The sequence below is a fragment of the Streptosporangium sp. NPDC002721 genome (assembly GCF_042888905.1).
Classification (GTDB): Bacteria; Actinomycetota; Actinomycetes; order Streptosporangiales; family Streptosporangiaceae; genus Streptosporangium.
Map to the genome: position 1 here is coordinate 132,593 of NZ_JBIAQI010000017.1, position 17,669 is coordinate 150,261.

Below are 17,669 nucleotides of genomic sequence, written 5' to 3' on the forward strand. Positions count from 1 at the left end.
GAGAAAGGACGGCAGGTGGACGACGAACCCGGGTTCGACGACTTCGTGACCGAACGGTGTGAGGCGCTGCTCCGCTACGCGTACGTCCTGACCGGTAACCCGCACGACGCCGCCGATCTCACGCAGGAGGCGCTGACCCGGTTGCGCGACGCCTGGCCGAGGGTGCGGCGCAAGACCGACGCGCACGGCCACGCCCGGACGACGATGGCGCGGCTGCACATCAGCATCTGGCGGCGGCGCAGGCGCGAGCATCTCACCGGGGAGCCGCCCGAGCGGACCTGGGAGGCGGTCTTCCCCTCCGACGAGGACCAGGGACTCTGGCGGGCGCCCGCCGCGCTGCTCGCGGCGGCGGCCGTGGTCGCGGTGGCCGTCGGGGCGGGTACGGCGACACGGACCCTGGGCCCGCCGGACGTGCGGCTGCCCGGGGCGAACGCCACGGACACGCGGGGATCGACGCCGGAGGAGAAGCCCCCCATCGAACGGGTGTGGCCGCAGGCGGTGCGCAGGATCCCGGCCAGGCTTCCCGACGGCCGCGCCTACGTCCCGCAGTCGCTTCTCGACGGCCGGACGCTGCTCGTCATGACGGAAGCGGGTGAGAGGACGAGGCAGTCCCTGTGGGCTTACGACCTGGAGAGCGGCAGGCCCCGGCGGATCGCCGAGATCTCCCCGGACCCGGGTTCGACGACCTCCTCCGGCAAGGTCGTCGCGGGCGGCGGGAACATCGCCTGGTGGACGTCGTACCGGAAGCCGGGCGGGCAGCGGGGCGCGCGGATCTGGACGGTTCCCGCCGGCGGCGGCACCCCCCGGAAGGTGGCCGACGTCCCGCCGGGGAGCGCCGCGGGAAAGGACCACGTCAAGACACTGGAGGTGGTGGGCTCGGACGTGTTCTTCTCCCGCGCGGGCGGCGGGGTGTACCGGGTGCCGCTGCGCGGCGGTGAGCCGCGGGCGGTGCCGGGCACCGAGGGGCAGAATCTCCTGCGGTGGCCCTGGGTGGGCCACGACAGCGAGCAGGCCCTCTTCGCCGAGCTGTTCAACGCCGAGACGGGGGAGCGGCGCGCCGCCGTGGTCAGGCCCGGCGAGATCTCCGTCAGGTGCGACGTCAGGCGATGCCACGGTCAGCGCGAACCCGGCAGACCGGACCGGGACCTCTTCGTCCGCGACCGCGACGGTTCCCGGGAGCGCGCGCTGCCGTCCGGGGTCCGGGCGCACGGCACCTCCTACCTGGAGCGGTTCTACCTGAGGCACTCCAAGGAGGGCCTGGCCCTCTACGACCTGGTCACCGGCGTGTCCGCCGACCTGGACCGGCGACGTATCACGATCAGGAACGTGACGCTCGTCGACGCCGGTTTCGGCTGGCTGAGCTACCGGATCGGGCAGGAGACGCACGTCGTGAACCTGGCCGCGATCAGGTAACGGAAGGACGGGACCACGCCCGGCCCGCCTCCCCCGGGAAGGCGGCCGGGCGGGACTCACGGCCGGGACCGGCGGGGAATCAGCCCGAGTCGGCGTTGAAGGACAGCTCCGAGGTCACCCGGTAGCGGTCGCCCCGGTAGATCGAGCGGGTGAACTCGACGATCCGGCCGCCGACGTCGCGGGTGGTGCGCTCGAAGAGCAGGGCCGGGGCGTGCTGGGGGACGTGGAGGAGCTCGGCCTCGGTCTCGTCGGTGACGGTGGGCTCTATCGTCTGCACGGCACCGCGGACGTCGACGTCGAAACGTTCCCGCAGCAGCCGGTAGAACGAGCCCGACTCCATGTCGGCCGGGACCAGGCCTTCGACCAGGGCGTACGGCAGGTGGATGCGCTCGATCGCCATGGGCTCGTCGTCGACGACACGCAGCCGCACGACCCTCAGGACGGGGTCGGCGGGAGAGAGCTGGAGCCGGGTGGCGAGCCGGGCGCCCGCGGGGGTGGAGCCGAACTCCAGGATCCGGCTGAGCCAGTTGCCCTCGGCGGGCGGCGCGTAGAACGAGTTGCCCGTCGTCGAGGCCAGTGCCTGGGTGACCCGGTGCGGCCCGGTGAACGTGCCGCGCCCGTGCTCGCGGACGAGCAGCCCCGACATGACCAGGTCGTCGATCGCCGCGCGCACGGTGGGCCGGGAGACCCCGAGCTCCTTACAGAGATCCCGCTCGGAGGGGATCGCCTCGCCCGGCTTCATGTCGGCGATGAAGTCGAGCAGGACGTCGCGCACCCGGTCGCGCTTGAGCCCGGACCTCATGTTTAGAGTCACCGCCCCACCTTACCAAGATCTTACCTATTTGTTACCTGTCATCCCGTAAAAAACAGGCCTTGACGCCAGAAGTGGTAAGAGCCACCCTATGCGGAGCAGGCCAATTACTTACCAATATCTGACCTCTGGGAGTACCGATGGGGTACCGCCTCCGCGCCACCGCGGCAGTGCTGACACTCGCCGCAGGCCTCACCGCATGCGGCTCCTCCGAGCCGTCCCCCTCCGCGGACTCGCCCGGCTCGGCCGGTACCGGGCAGGGCTCCACGAACCTGACCGTGTGGGTCATGCGCGACAGCTTCTCCGACGCCCTGCTCGACCGCTTCCGCACCGACTACCAGGCGGCCCACCCCGGTGTCGCCCTCGACATCCAGATCCAGGAGTGGGACGGCATCGGCCAGAAGGTCACCAGCGCCCTGGCCAGCAACGACGCCCCGGACGTCATCGAGGTCGGGAACACCCAGGTCGCCGAGTACGCCGCCAGCGGCGGGGTGAAGGACCTCACCGACAAGATCGCCGACCTGGACGGCGGCGACTGGCTGCCCGGCCTGGCGGAACCGGGCAAGATCGACGGACGCCAGTACGGCATCCCGTGGTACGCCGCGAACCGGGTGGTCATCTACAACAAGGACCTGTTCGCCAAGGCCTCGATCACCTCGCCGCCCAAGACCAGGGACGAGTGGCTGGAGGTCACGGCCAAGCTCAACAAGGGCGGTGACCAGGGCATCTACCTGCCCGGCCAGAATTGGTACACCCTCGCGGGGTTCATCTGGGACGAGGGCGGCGACCTCGCGGTCAACGAGGGCGGCACCTGGAAGGGCGGCCTCGGCACCCCCCAGGCGCTGGCCGGGGTCGAGTTCTACCGGAAGCTCCAGGCGCTGGGCAAGGGCCCCAAGGACTCCGACGAGGCCAAACCCCCGCAGGCCGACGTCTTCGCCAAGGGCGACGTCGCCCAGCTCATCTCCGCCCCGGGCGGCGCGGTGGCGATCGAGAAGGCCAACCCGGACCTCAAGGGCAAGCTCGGGTTCTTCCCCATCCCCGGCAAGACCGCCGACAAGCCGGGCGCGGTGTTCACCGGCGGCTCCGACCTGGTCATCCCCGAGGCGTCGAAGAACCCGGAGGCGGCGTACGAGGTGGTCAAGGCGCTGGCAGGTGAGAAGTTCCAGACCGACATGGCCAAGGAGATGAGCTACGTGCCCAACCGCGTCTCCCTGGCGGGCGTGCTGAGCGACAACGAGGCGACGGCCGCGATGGCCGCGGGCGCCGCGAACGGGCACGCCACCCCCAACTCCCCCAACTGGGCGGCGGTCGAGGCCAAGAACCTGATCAAGGAGTATCTGACCAAGGTGCTCACCGGAGGCACCCCCGCCACCGAGGCCGCCACGGTGGACCAGGACATCGCCGAGATCCTCAACACCAAGTCCTGACACCCGCCCACCGCCCCGCGCCGCAAGACCCGGCGCCCGGCCCGCACGAAACCCCGGCGGCCGCGAGAGCCAACACCGGCCCGCACGAAACCGCACCGGCCACGACGAACCCTGACCGGATTCCCACCCACCCGTCCGTACCCGCTCGCCCGTTTCGAGGAGTGCCATGTCCGCTGCCCCCCAGGCCCCGACCGGGCGCCCGACACGGCGGCGCACCCGCGACCGGGGCGCCACCGCGCCAGAGCACCCCGAACACCCCGAGCACCCCGAACCCTCCAGGCAGGGGGCGCGGCCGTCCCGGATCGCCGGTCTCTGGCCCTACCTGCTGATCGCGCCCACCCTGGCGGGCACCGCCTACCTGCTGCTCTACCCGCTGATCCGCAGCGTCGTCATCTCCTTCCAGCACTTCAGGACCGGTGAGCTGATCCGGGGCGGCGCGGAGTTCGTCGGCCTGGGCAACTACGCGGAGGTGCTCGGCGGGGCGGAGTTCTGGGCCGTGGTGCGCAGGACCCTGGTCTGGACGGCCGTCAACGTCGTCCTGATCATGGTCATCTCCACCGCGGTGGCCCTGATGATCGCCCGTCTGGGCCGGGGGATGCGCCTGGCCGTGATGGGCGGCCTGGTGCTCACCTGGGCCACCCCCGTCCTCGCGGCCACCACGATCTTCCAGTGGCTGTTCCAGTCGCGGCTGGGGGTGGTCAACTGGCTGCTGGTCACGCTGGGGTTCGAGTCCTTCAGGGACTACACCTGGTTCGCCGACGGCACGTCCACCTTCGCCATCCTGGTGGCCCTGGTCGTCTGGCAGTCCGTGCCGTTCGCGGCCCTCACCCTCTACGCGGGCCTGACCACCATCCCCGCCGAGCTGTACGAGGCCGCGCGGATCGACGGCGCGAGCGGGCGGCAGGTCTTCACCTCGGTCACCTTCCCCATCCTGCGACCGCTCTTCGGCCTGATCGCCTCGCTGGAGGTGATCTGGGTGTTCAAGTGCTTCGCCCAGATCTGGGCGATCAGCAAGGGCGGCCCCGGGGAGGCGACCACCACACTGCCCGTCTACGCGTTCCAGGTCGCGCAGTCGCTCCACAAGTACGACCTCGGCTCGGCGATCTCCACCCTCACCGTGCTGATCCTGATCGCCCTGCTCATCACCCACCTCCGGCGGATGCTCAAGCACGAAGGGGAGGAACTGTGACGACCACCTTGACGTCAGGCAGGCCGGCACCCGGCCCCACACCGTCCGGCCGTACACCGTCCGGCCGCCCGACGTCCCGCCACCTGACACTCGCCCGCCCGCTGCGCCGCGTGCCGCTGAACCTCGCGGCCCTGGCCGTACTGGCCGTCTCGGTCTTCCCCGTCTACTGGATGGTGCTGACCGCGTTCAAGCCCACCAGGGACATCCAGTCGCAGACCCCGACCTTCTGGCCCGCCGACCCCACCCTGGAGCACTTCGCGACCGCGGTGAGCGCGGACGGCTTCTGGACGTTCTGGCGCAACAGCCTCACCGTCACCGCGAGCGCGGTGCTGCTCGCCCTGGTGGTCGCGCTGCTCGCCGCGTTCGCGGTGGCCCGGATGCGCTGGCGCGGGCGCAAGGCGTTCATCCTGATGGTCTTCATCGCCCAGATGGCCCCCTGGGAGGCGCTGCTGGTGTCGATGTTCATCATCGCCCGCGACACCAACATGCTCGACAAGCTGTCGATGCTCACCCTGATCTACTTCATGACGACGCTGCCGTTCACCATCGTCACCCTGCGCGGGTTCCTCGCCGCGATCCCCCCGGAGCTGGAGGAGGCCGCGCTGATGGACGGGTGCGACCGGGCGACGGCCTTCCGCCGCGTGGTCCTGCCGCTGCTCGCCCCGGGCCTGATGTCCACCTGCCTGTTCGGCTTCATCACCGCGTGGAACGAGTTCGCCTTCGCCAACGCACTGATCATCAAGAACCAGGACGACCGGACCCTCCCCGTCTGGCTCTCCTCCTTCAGCAACGTCTTCGGCACCGACTGGGGAGCCACCATGGCCGCCTCGACCCTCTTCATGCTGCCGGTGCTGCTGATCTTCCTCGTCCTGCAGCGCAGGGTCACCTCGGGAGTGATCGCCGGCGCCGTCAAGGGCTGAGCGACGCCGTTCCCACCCCTCACCACCGTCACCCTCCCCCAGCCATGCCCTCCCACCGTCCACAGGCGTGCCCTCCCGGGGCGCCGCGAAGGGAAGACCAACGTGATCATTCCGAGGCCACGGGAAGTGGCCGTCGACGGGGGCTCCGTCGCGTTCCGGCGGGACCTCCTGCGGCTGATGCCCGACGACCCGTCCCTCGACGAGGAGGGCTACCGCCTCGACGTCTCCCCCTCGGGCGTCGAGCTCACCGCCGGCGGCCCGGCCGGCCGCTTCTACGGCTCGCGGACCCTCTCCCAGCTGGGGCCGCTGATCCCGTACGGGACGATCGAGGACCGGCCGAGATTCGCCTGGCGCGGGGTGATGCTGGACGTCGCCCGGCACTTCATGCCCAAGGCGTTCGTCCTGCGCCTCGTCGACCTGCTCGCCGAGCACAAGCTCAACGTGCTGCACCTGCACCTCACCGACGACCAGGGGTGGCGCCTGGAGATCGAGCGCTACCCCCTGCTCACCGAGGTCGGCGCGCGGCGCGGCGGCTTCTACACGCGGGAGGACGTGCGGGAGATCATCGCGTACGCGGCGGAGCGCTTCGTCACCGTGGTGCCCGAGATCGAGATGCCCGGCCACGCCCAGGCCGCCGTCGCCGCCTACCCGCACCTGGGCAACGACCCGTCCCGCGCGGTGGAGGTCTGGGACGAGTGGGGGATCAGCGAGCACGTCCTCAACCTCGAGGAGTCCACCGTCCGCTTCTGCCAGGACGTGCTCGACGAGGTCATGGAGCTCTTCCCGAGCACGTACGTGCACGTCGGAGGGGACGAGTGCCCCACCACCGAGTGGGAGCGCACCCCCCGGGCGCGGGAGCGGCTGGCGGAGCTGGGGCTGGCGGGCCCCCGGGACGCGTGCGCCTGGTTCATCGGCCGGATGGCCGCGCACCTGGAGAAGCACTCGCGCAAGCTGGTCTGCTGGGACGAGCCCGACCGCGAGCCCACCCCCGGCACGACCGTCATGGTCTGGCGCGACGAGCAGGCCGAGCGCGGCGGCAACGACATCATCCTGGCGCCGCACACGCGGACCTACTTCGACTACCGCCCCTCGGCCGCGCCCTTCGACGACCAGCCGGCCGACCCCGACCGGCCGACCGTCCAGGAGAGCGTCCTCACCCTGGCCGACACCTACGCGTTCGCACCCGACCCGGCCGCGCGGGGCGTGCAGTGCCAGCTGTGGACCGAGTACATGCCCACGCCCGAACGGGTGGAGTTCATGGCCCTGCCCAGGATGTGCGCCTTCGCCGAGGTCGCCTGGGGCTCGCCCGGCGACTACCCCGACTTCCTGCGGCGGCTCGGCCCGCACCTCGCCCGGCTCAGCGCCCAGGGCGTCCGCGGCGGCCCGCTCATCCCCTAGAACCCGTAAACCCCGGGAGCATCCAGGAAAGGAAAGACAGTGCGCAGAAAGCTGTTACTCGGCGGACTCGTGTCCGCCATGCTGCTCGCGCTGGTGGGCGTCGCGGCCAACCCGGCCAGCGCCCAGCAGTCCGTCAGGCTCCAGTACAAGACGAGCGCCGCCGGAGCGACCGCCGATCAGGTCGAGCCATGGTTCAACCTGGTCAACAGCGGCACCTCGGCCGTGCCGCTGAGCGGCGTGAAGATCCGCTACTACTTCAAGGCGGACGCCGGATCGCCGCAGTACCGTTTCGCCTGCTCATGGGCGGTGGTCTCCTGCTCCACGGTAACCGGGACCTTCGGGACGCTCTCCCCCGGCACGGCCACCGCCGACCGCTACCTTGAGGTGGGCTTCACCTCGGGGAACCTCGCGGTCGGGGCGCAGACCGGTGACCTGCAGCTGCGCTTCCACCGCTCCGACTGGCAGCGGCTGACCCAGAGCGACGACTACTCCTTCGGCCCGGCGCGCACGACGTACGGCGACTGGACCAAGGTGACCGTCTACCAGAACGGCGCCCTGGTCTGGGGCACCTCCCCCTCGGGCGGCGGTGGCGACCCGACCCCGACGCCCACCCCGACGATCACGAACCCTCCCGGGGGCAGCGGCGTGGTGTTCGACGACTTCGCGTACAACAACGCCGACGACCCGAACATCTCCGCGCACAACTGGACCGTGCGCACCAACAGCGGCGGCCCCGGCGTGCCCGGCGCCAGCTGGCCCAAGCAGAACGTGACCTTCCCCACGATCTCCGGGACGAACAAGGCACTGCAGCTCAAGGCCGTGACCGACGGCACCGCCTCGGGCACCCAGCAGTCGGAGGTGCTGCACCAGCGCAAGTTCCTCGAGGGCACCTACGCGGCCCGGGTGAAGTTCTCCGACACCCCGGTCAGCGGCCCCGACGGCGACCACATCGTGCAGACCTTCTTCACGATCACCCCGCTCGCCGCCGACATGGACCCCAACTACAGCGAGCAGGACTTCGAGTACCTGCCCAACGGCGGCTGGGGCGAGCCCGCCAACATCATGTACGCCACCTCGTGGGAGACCTACCGCAACGAGCCCTGGCAGGCGGTGAACGTGCACACCGAGGTCAGGCAGAGCTACGCGGGCTGGCACGACCTCGTGCTCCAGGTCTCCGGCGGCCAGATCAGGTACTACATCGACGGCGCCCTCTTCGCCGAGCACGGCGGCGACTACTACCCGGAGACGGTGCAGTCGGTGAACTTCAACCTCTGGTTCATCAGCGGCGGCCTGGTCGGCAGCTCGACCTCGCGTAACTACATCCAGCAGGTCGACTGGTTCTACCACTCCAAGAACGAGGTCGTGGCCCCCGCCACCGTCCTGAGCCGCGTCAACAACTACCGCTCCGCCTCGACCACCTGGGTCGACACCGTCCCCAACTCCTGACGTCCCCTAGTGAGTACGGCCCGCGGTCTCCCCAGACGCGGGCCGTACGTCTTCCTCGGTGACCGGCGCCCGCAGGGTGCGGACCTGGGGGGAGAGCAGCGCCGCGAGCGTGGCGACCACGACGAGCCCGGAGCAGCCGAGAAGAGCGGTGCCGGGACCGATCGCCGCGACGACGACACCGGGCAGCGCCGGTCACAGCACGGAGCTCGTCCGGGCCGGGGCGAGCAGGACGAAGCGTCTCTCCCCCGGCGAGAACGCGGGGGGAAGAGGGTGTCGCCATGTCACGTCAGCGTAGACGCGAAAACGTCGCCGGTGGCATACCGGAAGACCGACCGGTCGGCGGTATGGACCGGCGCGGTCGTACACGACGGAGAAGCGCTGTGGAGAGGCGCTATGGGGTGGAGGAGGCCGCGCGGAGGGCCGAGAGGGCGTACTCGATGGCCTGGCGACCGGCCTCCAGCATCTCCTCCGGTGAGGCGCCGTTGCCCATGCTGACGAAGGCGGCGAGCTTGCCCCCGCCCACCACCGCGCCGACGAACGCCGACGCCTCGACGAGGCTCAGCTCCTCCGGGCACGCCCGGTGCAGGGCCTCGGCGAGCTCCCGCTGGCTCTCGAAGAGGAGCAGCAGGCCGCGCGCCCGCAGCGAGGGGACGGTCATGACGAGGTAGTTGACCGGGCCCACCTCGCTCTGGAGCCGCTCGTCGAGGGCGAGCATGGTGAAACCGGAGGCGACGGCACGGGTCAGCACGTCTATCGCCCGGTCTCCCGGACGGGCCTCCGCGATCACCCCCAGTACGCGCTCGATGCCGTCGCGCGAGTTGTGGAAGATCACCTCCTCCTTGCTCGCGAAGTAGCTGAAGAAGGTGCGCGTCGAGACGTCGGCGGCCGCGGCGATCTCCGAGACGGTGGTCTGCTCGTAGCCCTTCTCCATGAAAAGCTTCAGCGCGGCGGCGATGAGCGCGTGCCGGGTGCGGAGCTTCTTGCGTTCACGCAGTCCCAGGACCTCACTCATGCGCGTCAGCTTAATGCATCAGCCCATACTCTGCATCTATTGTAATTTTGCATTTGATGTAGTTTTCTGGACGGGACGGAGCGCGTCGCTGCATGAGTCGCTGCACGAGGAGTGTGAAATGACGCAGTCCAATCCGGAAGCGGTCACCTTCCCCTTCGGGCGTACCAGCCCCTTCGATCCGCCCGAGCGCCTGGCCGCGCTGCGCGAGGAGCGGCCCGTGACCCCGCTCGCCTACCCGGACGGCACGACGGGCTGGCTGGTGACCGGCTACTCCGCCGTACGGGCGATCCTGGCCGATCCCCGGTTCAGCTCCCGGCGCGAGCTGCTGAACGTCCCGGTGCCCTTCCCGCTGATGCGGGAGGCGCGCCGCCCGGCCGACCCCGGCCTGTTCATCCGGATGGACCCGCCCGACCACACCCGCTACCGCAAGCCGCTCACCGCCCAGTTCACGGTCCGGCGGATGAAGCAGCTGGAGCCCAGGATCCGGGAGATCACCGAGGAGCGGCTCGCCGCGATGGAGAAGGCCGGCCCTCCCCAGGACCTGATAAGGGAGTTCGCGCTGCCCATCCCCTCGCTGGTGATCTGCGAGCTGCTCGGCGTCCCGTACGCCGACCGCGACGAGTTCCAGCGGGCCACCACGGTGCTGCTGAACCTGTCGTCCTCCGTCGAGGAGATCCGCGCGACGATCGCCGGCTTCGGCGCGTTCTTCGCCCGGCTCATCGAGGCCAAGCGGGCCGACCCCGCCGACGACCTGCTCAGCGGGCTGATCGCGGGCGGCGAGCTGACCGACGAGGAGCTGGGCAACGTCGGCTTCCTGCTGCTCGTCGCCGGGCACGAGACGACGGCGAACATGCTCGGCCTCGGCACGTTCGCCCTGCTCCGGCACCCCGACCAGCTCGCCGCGCTGCGCGCCGACCCCTCGCTGATCGACAACACGATCGAGGAGCTGCTGCGCTACCTCGGGATCATCCACGTCGGCCCGCTCCGCGCGGCCCTGGAGGACGTCGAGGTGGAGGGACAGCTCATCAGGGCCGGAGACCCGGTGGCCCTCTCGCTCCCGGCCGCCAACCGCGACCCCGCGCGCTTCTCCGACCCCGACCGCCTGGACATCACCAGCCCCGCGACCGGGCACCTCACCTTCGGGCACGGGCTGCACCAGTGCCTCGGCCAGCAGCTCGCCCGCGTGGAGATGCGCACCGCGTTCCCGATGCTCTTCGACCGCTTCCCCGGCCTGCGCCTCGCCGTACCGGCGGAGGAGGTCCCGATGCGCGACACGATGTCCATCTACGGTGTACGGGAGCTGCCGGTCAGATGGTAGGAGGGGATATGAAGATCACCACGGACACGGAGCGGTGCATCGGGGCGGGCATGTGCGCGCTCACCGCGCCCGAGGTCTTCGACCAGAGCGAGGACGAGGGCACCGTCGTGCTCCTCGACGAGACACCCCCGCCCGAGTTGCACGCCGCCGCCCGCCGGGCCCGGCAGCTGTGCCCCTCGGGCGCCATCTCGGTGATCGACTGATCAGCCGGCCGGCGGGACGTACGGGAAGGTCCGGGTCGGCCGGGCGGCGACCGAGTCGCTGCCGAGGCCGATCGTGAGCGCGGTGTTGGTGGCGAGGGAGAACATCACGTCCGGCGCGTTGTCGGTGAGCGAGCGGCCGTTCCATCCGGCGAAGCCGTAGACCGCCGGGGTGCCGACGGTGTACGGCAGCACGTTGGGGAAGAGCCGTTCGGCGACCCACCTGCCGTACGCCCGAGGGTCCTCGGCGGTGCCGTAGGCCCCGACGACCCCGGCGACCATGCCGGCGACGACCTCGCCGAAGTGCCGGGCGTCGTCGGCGGGCGGGGTGACGTTGAGCCGGTCGCCGAGGTCCCCGTCGTGCTGGGTGAAGAGCGGGTGGACCATGGGGTGACCGGCGCGGTTGACGACCCGCCGGCCTCCGGCGTCGGTGGCCAGGCTGGTGAGGGCCCACACGCCGACGCGCCGGTCGTCACCGGCGACGGGAAGCAGGTCGCCGTCGGGGACCTCCAGCACGACGGCGTACACCCTGTTCCCGACGAACAGGTTCCTCGCGCCCGCCGGGTCCCACGAGGACAGGTCGGCCCTGGTGCCGTCCGCGAAGGCCTTCCCGATCGCGGCGAGGACGTCGGGCTCGATCCAGAAGGGATCGCTCGCCTCACCGGCCCACAGCCGCAGGCCCCCGTCGGCGTCGATCCGCTGTCCGGTCGTCCCTCGGGCCACCACGGCGCCGGACGCGTCGACCTCGCGGGCCTCGGCACCGGCGAGGCGGCGCAGCTCCACGTCCTGTTCCCCCGCCTCGTCGCGTTCGCCGAAGGTGAGGCGGTAGGTGAGATCCTCGACGTGGTCGCCGTCGCCGTCGATCTTGAACTCGTACGTCGCCTCGGGGTGGAAGCCCCTGGGAGCGTCCTCACCGGCGATGGAGGGGCAGATGTCCATCACGAACACGGTGCCCGTCTCGCCCCGGAAGACGTAGAGGTCGGTGATGTCCAGGCGGACGTCCTGCCGGGCACCCGGTGAGTCAAGGTGATGGGACATGTCACTTCTCCCCGTTCTCTCGATGGCCTCGCATTGCCGTCCATCCGCTCCTACCGGGAAGACCCACCCAGGCTGAGCAGGACTTTTCCCTCAACGTCAGTCAATCCCCACCCATCGCTCCGAATGACCTGCGCCTGGCTAAACATCGCCCCTGGGTTCGGTCAACTCCGCGCCCGCCGAAATTCACTGCCTGCTGGACCACTGGGACAGCCCCGGCGGGGCGGTGCCCTCGCCACCCCTGACGAGAGCACCGCCGTGGCGACCGGGCTCATGATTCCCGGTCGCCCCCACCCCCGCGAGCGGTCTCAAAAGGTTCATACCGCCGCTCGCGGGAGTCATCGCCGCCCTCGCTAGGAAACAGGCACCTCGCGCCGGATGGCCAGAGCCATGACCACCTCGTACATCTGGACTTCGAGGTCGTCGGCGGTGGAAGCCCGCAGGATCTCCGGACCGAGCACCGGCCAGCCCGCGATCGCGTAGAACAGGCGCGAGTGCGTGCCGTAGAAGACGGCCCAGTCCTTCCACTCGCGATCCAGCCGCTCCGCGTCCGCGCGTGCCCGCCGATCCCACGAACGGCGAGGAACGAGGGTGGGGACCAGGCCGTCCCGGTGCCGCCCTGAGGCGGGCGCGGGCCCGCGCCGGATCATGAGAGCGCCTGCCGTGCCGTGCTCTCCTGCCGCTCGACCTCGGCCCGCAACGCGTCGAGGGTGTCGGCGTCGACCGTACGCGCCGCTCCGGCGTCGAACTCGGCATCGGTGAACGGGACGACGCGGGAGGCCCAAAGCCGCCCCCTGTCACTGAGAATGATTCGCCAGCCCGAAATCACCGGCTCGGGTGTTGTTGATTTACCATCGTCCATGGATCGGACCTCCATCCGATCAAGGAGCCCGTCCCGGCGTGCGATGCCGTGGCGGGCTCCGCCGTTTCACGAGGCTTTTCGCCACGCCCGTGTAATAGTGGAATCGGCCGACGAGATATCCAAGAGGTTTGCCGGGGGAAGACGCGCACCCCCCAACCTCCCCAACCCCGGAGTACGGAAATGCCACGTACGCCCCAGCCGGTTAATCCCGCCGATTCCCCTTGACACCTGCTTGGCAGCACTATTCGCCATTGGCGGGAAAATGCCCATTTATCGCAGCGCGGCCTCGCCGAAATGGTCCATGTGGACCACACGATGATCTCCGCCTGGGAGCGCGCCGCCTCGCGAATGGACACCTCCAGCGCTCGGGCGGTCGACAGGGCGCTGGAGGCGAACGGGCAGATCTCGGAGCTTCACGCTCTCGTCGTGGAACTCGCCCGATTCCGGGTAAGTAACGAAAAAACCAGCACCTCAGGACGTAATGAGGACGATGTGGAGCGCCGAACCCTTCTCCAACTCCTGATGACGATGGGTGCCGGTGTCGGCATCCCCGCTTCCACCGTGGACGCCCTGCACGCGGGCCTGGGACGGATCACGGACCACGCGGCCGAGAATAGCGTGAGCGACTGGGAGCAGATCGCGTGGGACTACGCGCAGGGCGTGTGGACGGAGCCGCCGGGTTCCAGATTCGCCGACCTGGCGGGCGACATCCGCAACCTGGAGCAGGCTCTGACGCACGCTCAGGCCCCGGCCGAGCACACCACCCTGCTGCGCGTCTACGCCCAACTGGCGGCGTTCATCGCCCTTGAACTGGCCGAGACCTCCAGCGCCCGCGCGTGCTGGCGTTCGTGGCGTGCGGCCCGGTCGGCCGCCGACGCCTCCGGCGACCGTGAGCTGAGCGTGTGGATCCGCGCGGAGGAGGCCACCCAGTCGTTCTACCTGCGTCGTCTCGGACCGGCCGCGGACACCCTGATCGAGGAGGCCGTGCATCTCGCCGACGGCCGTCCATGCCTCGGTCTGACGGAGGCGCTGAAAACGCGCAGCCGCATTCTCGCCGAGGCCGGACAGGTGGCCTCCGCCCGTGAGGTCCTCGACGATTTCAGGGGCGTCTACGAGCGCCTTCCCGCCTCCGTGACCGACGACCCCATCTCCGTGTGGGGCCTGCCTCTGGACAGCGCGCAGTACGCCGAGGCCTTCGTGCTCACCAAGCTGGGAGACGGGAAGTCGGCGATGCCGATGCTGGAGCAGGCTCTCGCCTCGTGTCCGCGCGAGAAGGCCGGGGGAAGGGCCAACATCGGCCTCATCCAGGCATGGGGGCTGGTCCAGGATCACGATGTGACCGAAGGGCTCGGCCGCGCTCTCGACCTCGCGACCTCCCTTCCCACCACGACCGCCAGACGCAAGATCATGCGGGAGGTCGTGGCCGCCCTCCCCGAGCGGGCCCGGACCCTCCCCGCCGCCCGCGACCTCCACGCCCTCACGACAGGCGACCGCCCGGTTTGACGCGCCGGAGAATGCCCACGTAGAGGCAACGGATCAGGTCTCATCACCCTTTCGAGGGCCACAACACGGTTCCTCGATAGCCGGTCCGTCCGAATGCCGTCGGCGATGATCCTTCGGTTCCGTACTCAGAGCCGCTCGGGCAAGAGGGTGAACGCGTCCACATGCCGAGGGCGTACGACGGTGAAATGACGGCGATCAAGTGTGGCCACCTCGGCCGGCTCAAGCCTCTCAGCAACCGCGATCACTGAGGCATCAGCCGCACCCAATGGGAGATTGGCATACATTTCTACCAAATCACTCATTCGATCTAAATCTTCGTTAATGAGGTCGATCAGAACCAGGCCAGATTGAAAAGACCGCAGAAAAGCCGCTTCCGCCTTGCTGCCCTGACGCTTCTCGATGAGTTGGCAGACTTCCGTGACAACTGTGACGGGAACGAGAAGCGGACCCGGGTGGGTCCGCAAAAGCCTGGCGCAGAGTTCGTGATGGTTGTCCCGAATATTGACCGCCGCGACCAAAGGCCCTGAATCAATGACAATCACGAAGAGTGATTGTCCTCCGGGCGCAAGATCTCTTCAGAGCGTTCCGCGAAATCCGGCTCGGCCTCAAGCGTTCCGATGAACGGCAGATCACGGACAACGGGCTGTTCGTCGAGCTGGTCTCGGACAAGGCGGAGCAGTGGTGCCACCTTCTCCTCGGGCAGGCGGTCCACCAGATGGTGAAGCTCCTCACGCATCACGCTCATGTGTCGAGTGTAACCAGACACCATCGGAACGCACACGGCCGAGCTGCGACGCGAATCATGCGGCACGACGGCCCGCGCCTGGAAGATCGGCGTACCTCGTGGGCAACATCCAGCAAGCTATTCCCGGCCGGGACCCGTCTGGTCCGGCGGGAACTCTCCTCGTAGCTCCTCGCGCAAGATCTCCTCAGTGCGTTCAGCGATGTCGTCCTGCTCGGTGGTGACGGATCCGAACCAGGAAGGCGGCCACTCCCGGTCCGGCTCGCCTCCACCGGAATGGAGAGGTAGTGGATCAGGTCTCACTACCCCTGCGGGGGTCTCAACTGGCTGCGGACGAGCCCAGAAGCGCATCGCAATGCCGATCCATCCCGCCCCTGGCGTCCACCCGACGGCGAGAGAAGGAGTCCGACGCCTTGATCCGTCCGAGATCGGCGGCCGCCAGAACCAGAAGGTGGCCATAGTGCAACTTTTGCTACATTTCGGTGACGTACTAAAGATCAACTCATTTTGATACGGCGATAGTTACTCTTGGAGAGTAACTATCGCTGCAGAAACTATGTAATCTTTGCAGCGTGAAGCGAGATCGAGCACTCAAGGCCGTAGGGGAGCAGGCGGCTGATCAGTGGGGCCTTGTGACGGCGGCCCAGGTCAAGGGCGCGGGTCTCAGCGCCGTGGATCTACTGCGGCTGGTCGAGGCCGGCTTCCTGGAGAACGTCGGCCGTGGCGTCTATCTCGTCACAGGTGCTGTGCGGCCTGAGCATCTGGACATCAAGGTCGCCTGGCTACGGCTTGAGCCCAAGCTACCGGCGTGGCAGCGCCACGGTCTTGAGACGTATGGCGGAGTGGTCTCTCACGGCTCGGCCTGCGAGCTCCACCAACTCGGGGATCTTCCAACGTCTCTGGTGGAGATTTCTGTGCCTCGCCGTCGCACCACCCGCGAGCATGGAGTACGCATGCATCGCGCCGAGCTTGAAGCGGCCGATGTCGTGCTGGTTGACGGCCTTCCGGTCACCACAGCCGAGCGAACCGTGGTTGACCTGCTGGCTGCGCGCGTAGACGGCGCGCACGTCGGTGGGGTGATCGCCGATGCCGATCGCTACGGCCTGACGAACCGGGATTCCCTCGGTCGGCGCGTCGCGCGTTTCACGACAGCCTACGGCCTGCCTCGCTCCGCCTCGGGGCGGCGGCTGCTGGAGTATCTGGTGGAGCAGGCCGATACGGAACTTCCCGTGGAGGAAGGCGCACGTCTCAGACAAGAAGGCGTTGTCGAGGGCTTCGTCTCTGCACTCGCGCTACTTTCCACCCTTGACGAAGACCGGGTAAGACGACTCCTCGCCGATCACCCCGGCTTCCTCGACGGCCTGCGGGCCAAAAGTGTCTCATCACTCACCGAGCACCTGGCGAAGAAAGAAAGCAGCGACAGGACGTCTTCCGGAGAAGCCGAGTGACTCAGCTTTACATCACCCCCAGAGCAGTTGAGATGGCCATGAAAAAGCGCTTGGGAGCTTTTGCCAAGCAGCATGGACTTAACTCGTCTCTGGTGTTTCGCAGCTTCTACTTCAGCCGTTTGGTCACGCGAGTCTTTCGTCATGACCCTGATGGATGGCTCCTCAAGGGAGGGCAAGCGCTTCTACTGCGTTACCCGGCCCAGGCTCGCCTGAGCAGAGACATCGACCTGCAACGCTCCACGGCACAGAGTGTCCAGGAGGCACTGAGCGCGTTGCTCGATGCCGCCGCACTTGATCTGGGCGACTTTTTCACCTTCAGCCCCACCAGCATGGTTGAACATTCCGACGAAATCGGCGGTGCCAAACAAACCTTCACCGTCGCCCTGGGCACTCGCCTACTCGACACGATCAAAGTTGACCTTGTCACCGGCCGGTATCCCACTGAAACTCCTGAGAAGGTGAGCCTCGCATCGAGTTCCCTCATGTCCTGGCCGGATGACTGGCCGCTCGTTCACCTCTATCCACTCGCGGATCATGTGGCGGACAAGATCTGCGCCATGTACGAGCGTCATCAGGGTGCCGCGTCCACCCGGTTTCGTGACCTCGCGGACCTTCTGCTGATCAGTCAGAAAGAGAGTCTGAGTGGAGCCGCGGTGCGAATCGCGCTCAGCAGCGAAGTCCGTCGTCGCACCGGACTGGGAACGGATCTGACGCTGCCGGACCGGTTCGTCTTCCCCGACCCTTCCTGGGGCAGGGGATACCCCACCGCCGCGGCCGAGGTGGTCGGACTCCGGGGGTGCCTTTCCCTGGCCGATGCCCAGGTGGCGGCGGAGGCGTTCATCACCCCCATACTCACCGGCACGTTTTTGGGACGCTGGAATCCTCACACGTCAGCATGGTCGAACGCTGGCTGACCGGCCCGCGGAATCCTGCCGCCCTACAAGA

Annotated in this window: 18 protein-coding genes and 1 pseudogene; 12 read left to right on the plus strand and 7 right to left on the minus strand. The window is 68.7% G+C overall.

All coding sequences use genetic code 11. From position 1 onward, the window contains the following. The first annotated feature begins 15 nt into the window (after positions 1-15). Positions 16-1,413, plus strand: a complete 1,398-nt coding sequence (locus ACFYWM_RS24565) for a sigma factor (protein WP_389917777.1) — start codon at positions 16-18, stop codon at positions 1,411-1,413. Positions 1,414-1,492: 79 nt separating this feature from the next. Here ACFYWM_RS24565 and ACFYWM_RS24570 read toward each other — a convergent pair whose 3' ends face one another. Beyond that, the gene (locus tag ACFYWM_RS24570) at positions 1,493-2,227 is read right to left on the minus strand and encodes a GntR family transcriptional regulator (protein ID WP_386161433.1); all 735 of its coding nucleotides are present in this window, start codon (positions 2,225-2,227) and stop codon (positions 1,493-1,495) included. A 137-nt stretch (positions 2,228-2,364) separates the two neighbouring features. Between ACFYWM_RS24570 and ACFYWM_RS24575 the strand changes: the two genes are divergently transcribed. The 5 genes from ACFYWM_RS24575 to ACFYWM_RS24595 all read left to right on the plus strand — a co-directional run bounded on the left by ACFYWM_RS24575 (position 2,365) and on the right by ACFYWM_RS24595 (position 8,604). Further along, complete coding sequence (locus tag ACFYWM_RS24575; RefSeq protein ID WP_389917778.1) at positions 2,365-3,651, plus strand: extracellular solute-binding protein; 1,287 nt, start codon at positions 2,365-2,367, stop codon at positions 3,649-3,651. Between the two features lie 166 nt (positions 3,652-3,817). Beyond that, on the plus strand, positions 3,818-4,840 hold the full coding sequence (locus ACFYWM_RS24580; RefSeq protein ID WP_389917779.1) for a carbohydrate ABC transporter permease: 1,023 nt from the start codon (positions 3,818-3,820) through the stop codon (positions 4,838-4,840). Further along, on the plus strand, positions 4,837-5,760 hold the full coding sequence (locus tag ACFYWM_RS24585; RefSeq protein WP_389917780.1) for a carbohydrate ABC transporter permease: 924 nt from the start codon (positions 4,837-4,839) through the stop codon (positions 5,758-5,760). Before ACFYWM_RS24580 ends, ACFYWM_RS24585 begins: the two co-directional genes overlap by 4 nt. A gap of 102 nt (positions 5,761-5,862) precedes the next feature. Beyond that, on the plus strand, positions 5,863-7,158 hold the full coding sequence (locus tag ACFYWM_RS24590; RefSeq protein ID WP_389917781.1) for a beta-N-acetylhexosaminidase: 1,296 nt from the start codon (positions 5,863-5,865) through the stop codon (positions 7,156-7,158). 39 nt (positions 7,159-7,197) lie between these two features. Beyond that, positions 7,198-8,604, plus strand: a complete 1,407-nt coding sequence (locus tag ACFYWM_RS24595; protein ID WP_389917782.1) for a cellulose binding domain-containing protein — start codon at positions 7,198-7,200, stop codon at positions 8,602-8,604. A 391-nt stretch (positions 8,605-8,995) separates the two neighbouring features. Here ACFYWM_RS24595 and ACFYWM_RS24600 read toward each other — a convergent pair whose 3' ends face one another. Continuing rightward, a complete protein-coding gene (locus ACFYWM_RS24600; RefSeq protein WP_389917783.1) occupies positions 8,996-9,616 on the minus strand; it encodes a TetR/AcrR family transcriptional regulator in 621 nt (206 codons plus the stop codon). 118 nt (positions 9,617-9,734) lie between these two features. On the opposite strand from ACFYWM_RS24600, the gene ACFYWM_RS24605 reads away from it, so the two are divergent. Next, positions 9,735-10,934 carry a cytochrome P450 gene (locus tag ACFYWM_RS24605; RefSeq protein WP_389917784.1) on the plus strand — a complete coding sequence of 400 codons (1,200 nt, stop codon included), beginning with the start codon at positions 9,735-9,737 and terminating at the stop codon, positions 10,932-10,934. Between the two features lie 8 nt (positions 10,935-10,942). Continuing rightward, entirely contained in the window at positions 10,943-11,137 is a 195-nt protein-coding gene (locus tag ACFYWM_RS24610) for a ferredoxin (RefSeq protein ID WP_389917785.1), read from the plus strand. Here the strand turns inward: ACFYWM_RS24610 and ACFYWM_RS24615 are convergent, their stop codons facing one another. From ACFYWM_RS24615 to ACFYWM_RS24625, 3 genes are all read right to left on the minus strand, one after another. Further along, positions 11,138-12,172, minus strand: coding sequence for a DUF4331 family protein (locus tag ACFYWM_RS24615; RefSeq protein ID WP_389917786.1), 1,035 nt, complete (start codon positions 12,170-12,172; stop codon positions 11,138-11,140). Between the two features lie 350 nt (positions 12,173-12,522). Beyond that, positions 12,523-12,819, minus strand: a complete 297-nt coding sequence (locus ACFYWM_RS24620) for a hypothetical protein (protein ID WP_389917787.1) — start codon at positions 12,817-12,819, stop codon at positions 12,523-12,525. Then, the gene (locus ACFYWM_RS24625) at positions 12,816-13,031 is read right to left on the minus strand and encodes a hypothetical protein (RefSeq protein ID WP_389917788.1); all 216 of its coding nucleotides are present in this window, start codon (positions 13,029-13,031) and stop codon (positions 12,816-12,818) included. Before ACFYWM_RS24625 ends, ACFYWM_RS24620 begins: the two co-directional genes overlap by 4 nt. A 243-nt stretch (positions 13,032-13,274) precedes the next feature. On the opposite strand from ACFYWM_RS24625, the pseudogene ACFYWM_RS24630 reads away from it, so the two are divergent. Further along, positions 13,275-13,418: pseudogene (locus ACFYWM_RS24630) on the plus strand (helix-turn-helix domain-containing protein); the annotation flags it as partial. Between the two features lie 105 nt (positions 13,419-13,523). Then, positions 13,524-14,534, plus strand: coding sequence for a hypothetical protein (locus ACFYWM_RS24635; protein WP_389917789.1), 1,011 nt, complete (start codon positions 13,524-13,526; stop codon positions 14,532-14,534). A 125-nt stretch (positions 14,535-14,659) separates the two neighbouring features. On the opposite strand, the gene ACFYWM_RS24640 is transcribed toward ACFYWM_RS24635, so the two are convergent. After that, on the minus strand, positions 14,660-15,076 hold the full coding sequence (locus ACFYWM_RS24640; RefSeq protein WP_389917790.1) for a type II toxin-antitoxin system VapC family toxin: 417 nt from the start codon (positions 15,074-15,076) through the stop codon (positions 14,660-14,662). Continuing rightward, on the minus strand, positions 15,073-15,279 hold the full coding sequence (locus ACFYWM_RS24645) for a hypothetical protein (RefSeq protein WP_389917791.1): 207 nt from the start codon (positions 15,277-15,279) through the stop codon (positions 15,073-15,075). The genes ACFYWM_RS24640 and ACFYWM_RS24645 overlap by 4 nt, the downstream gene beginning before the upstream one ends. 569 nt (positions 15,280-15,848) lie before the next feature. Between ACFYWM_RS24645 and ACFYWM_RS24650 the strand changes: the two genes are divergently transcribed. Together ACFYWM_RS24650 and ACFYWM_RS24655 are read left to right on the plus strand one after the other, a co-directional pair. Next, on the plus strand, positions 15,849-16,724 hold the full coding sequence (locus tag ACFYWM_RS24650) for a type IV toxin-antitoxin system AbiEi family antitoxin domain-containing protein (RefSeq protein WP_389917792.1): 876 nt from the start codon (positions 15,849-15,851) through the stop codon (positions 16,722-16,724). After that, positions 16,721-17,638: a nucleotidyl transferase AbiEii/AbiGii toxin family protein gene (locus ACFYWM_RS24655; RefSeq protein ID WP_389917793.1), complete on the plus strand. Its 918-nt coding sequence runs from the start codon at positions 16,721-16,723 to the stop codon at positions 17,636-17,638. The genes ACFYWM_RS24650 and ACFYWM_RS24655 overlap by 4 nt, the downstream gene beginning before the upstream one ends. The last annotated feature ends 31 nt before the right edge of the window (positions 17,639-17,669 follow it).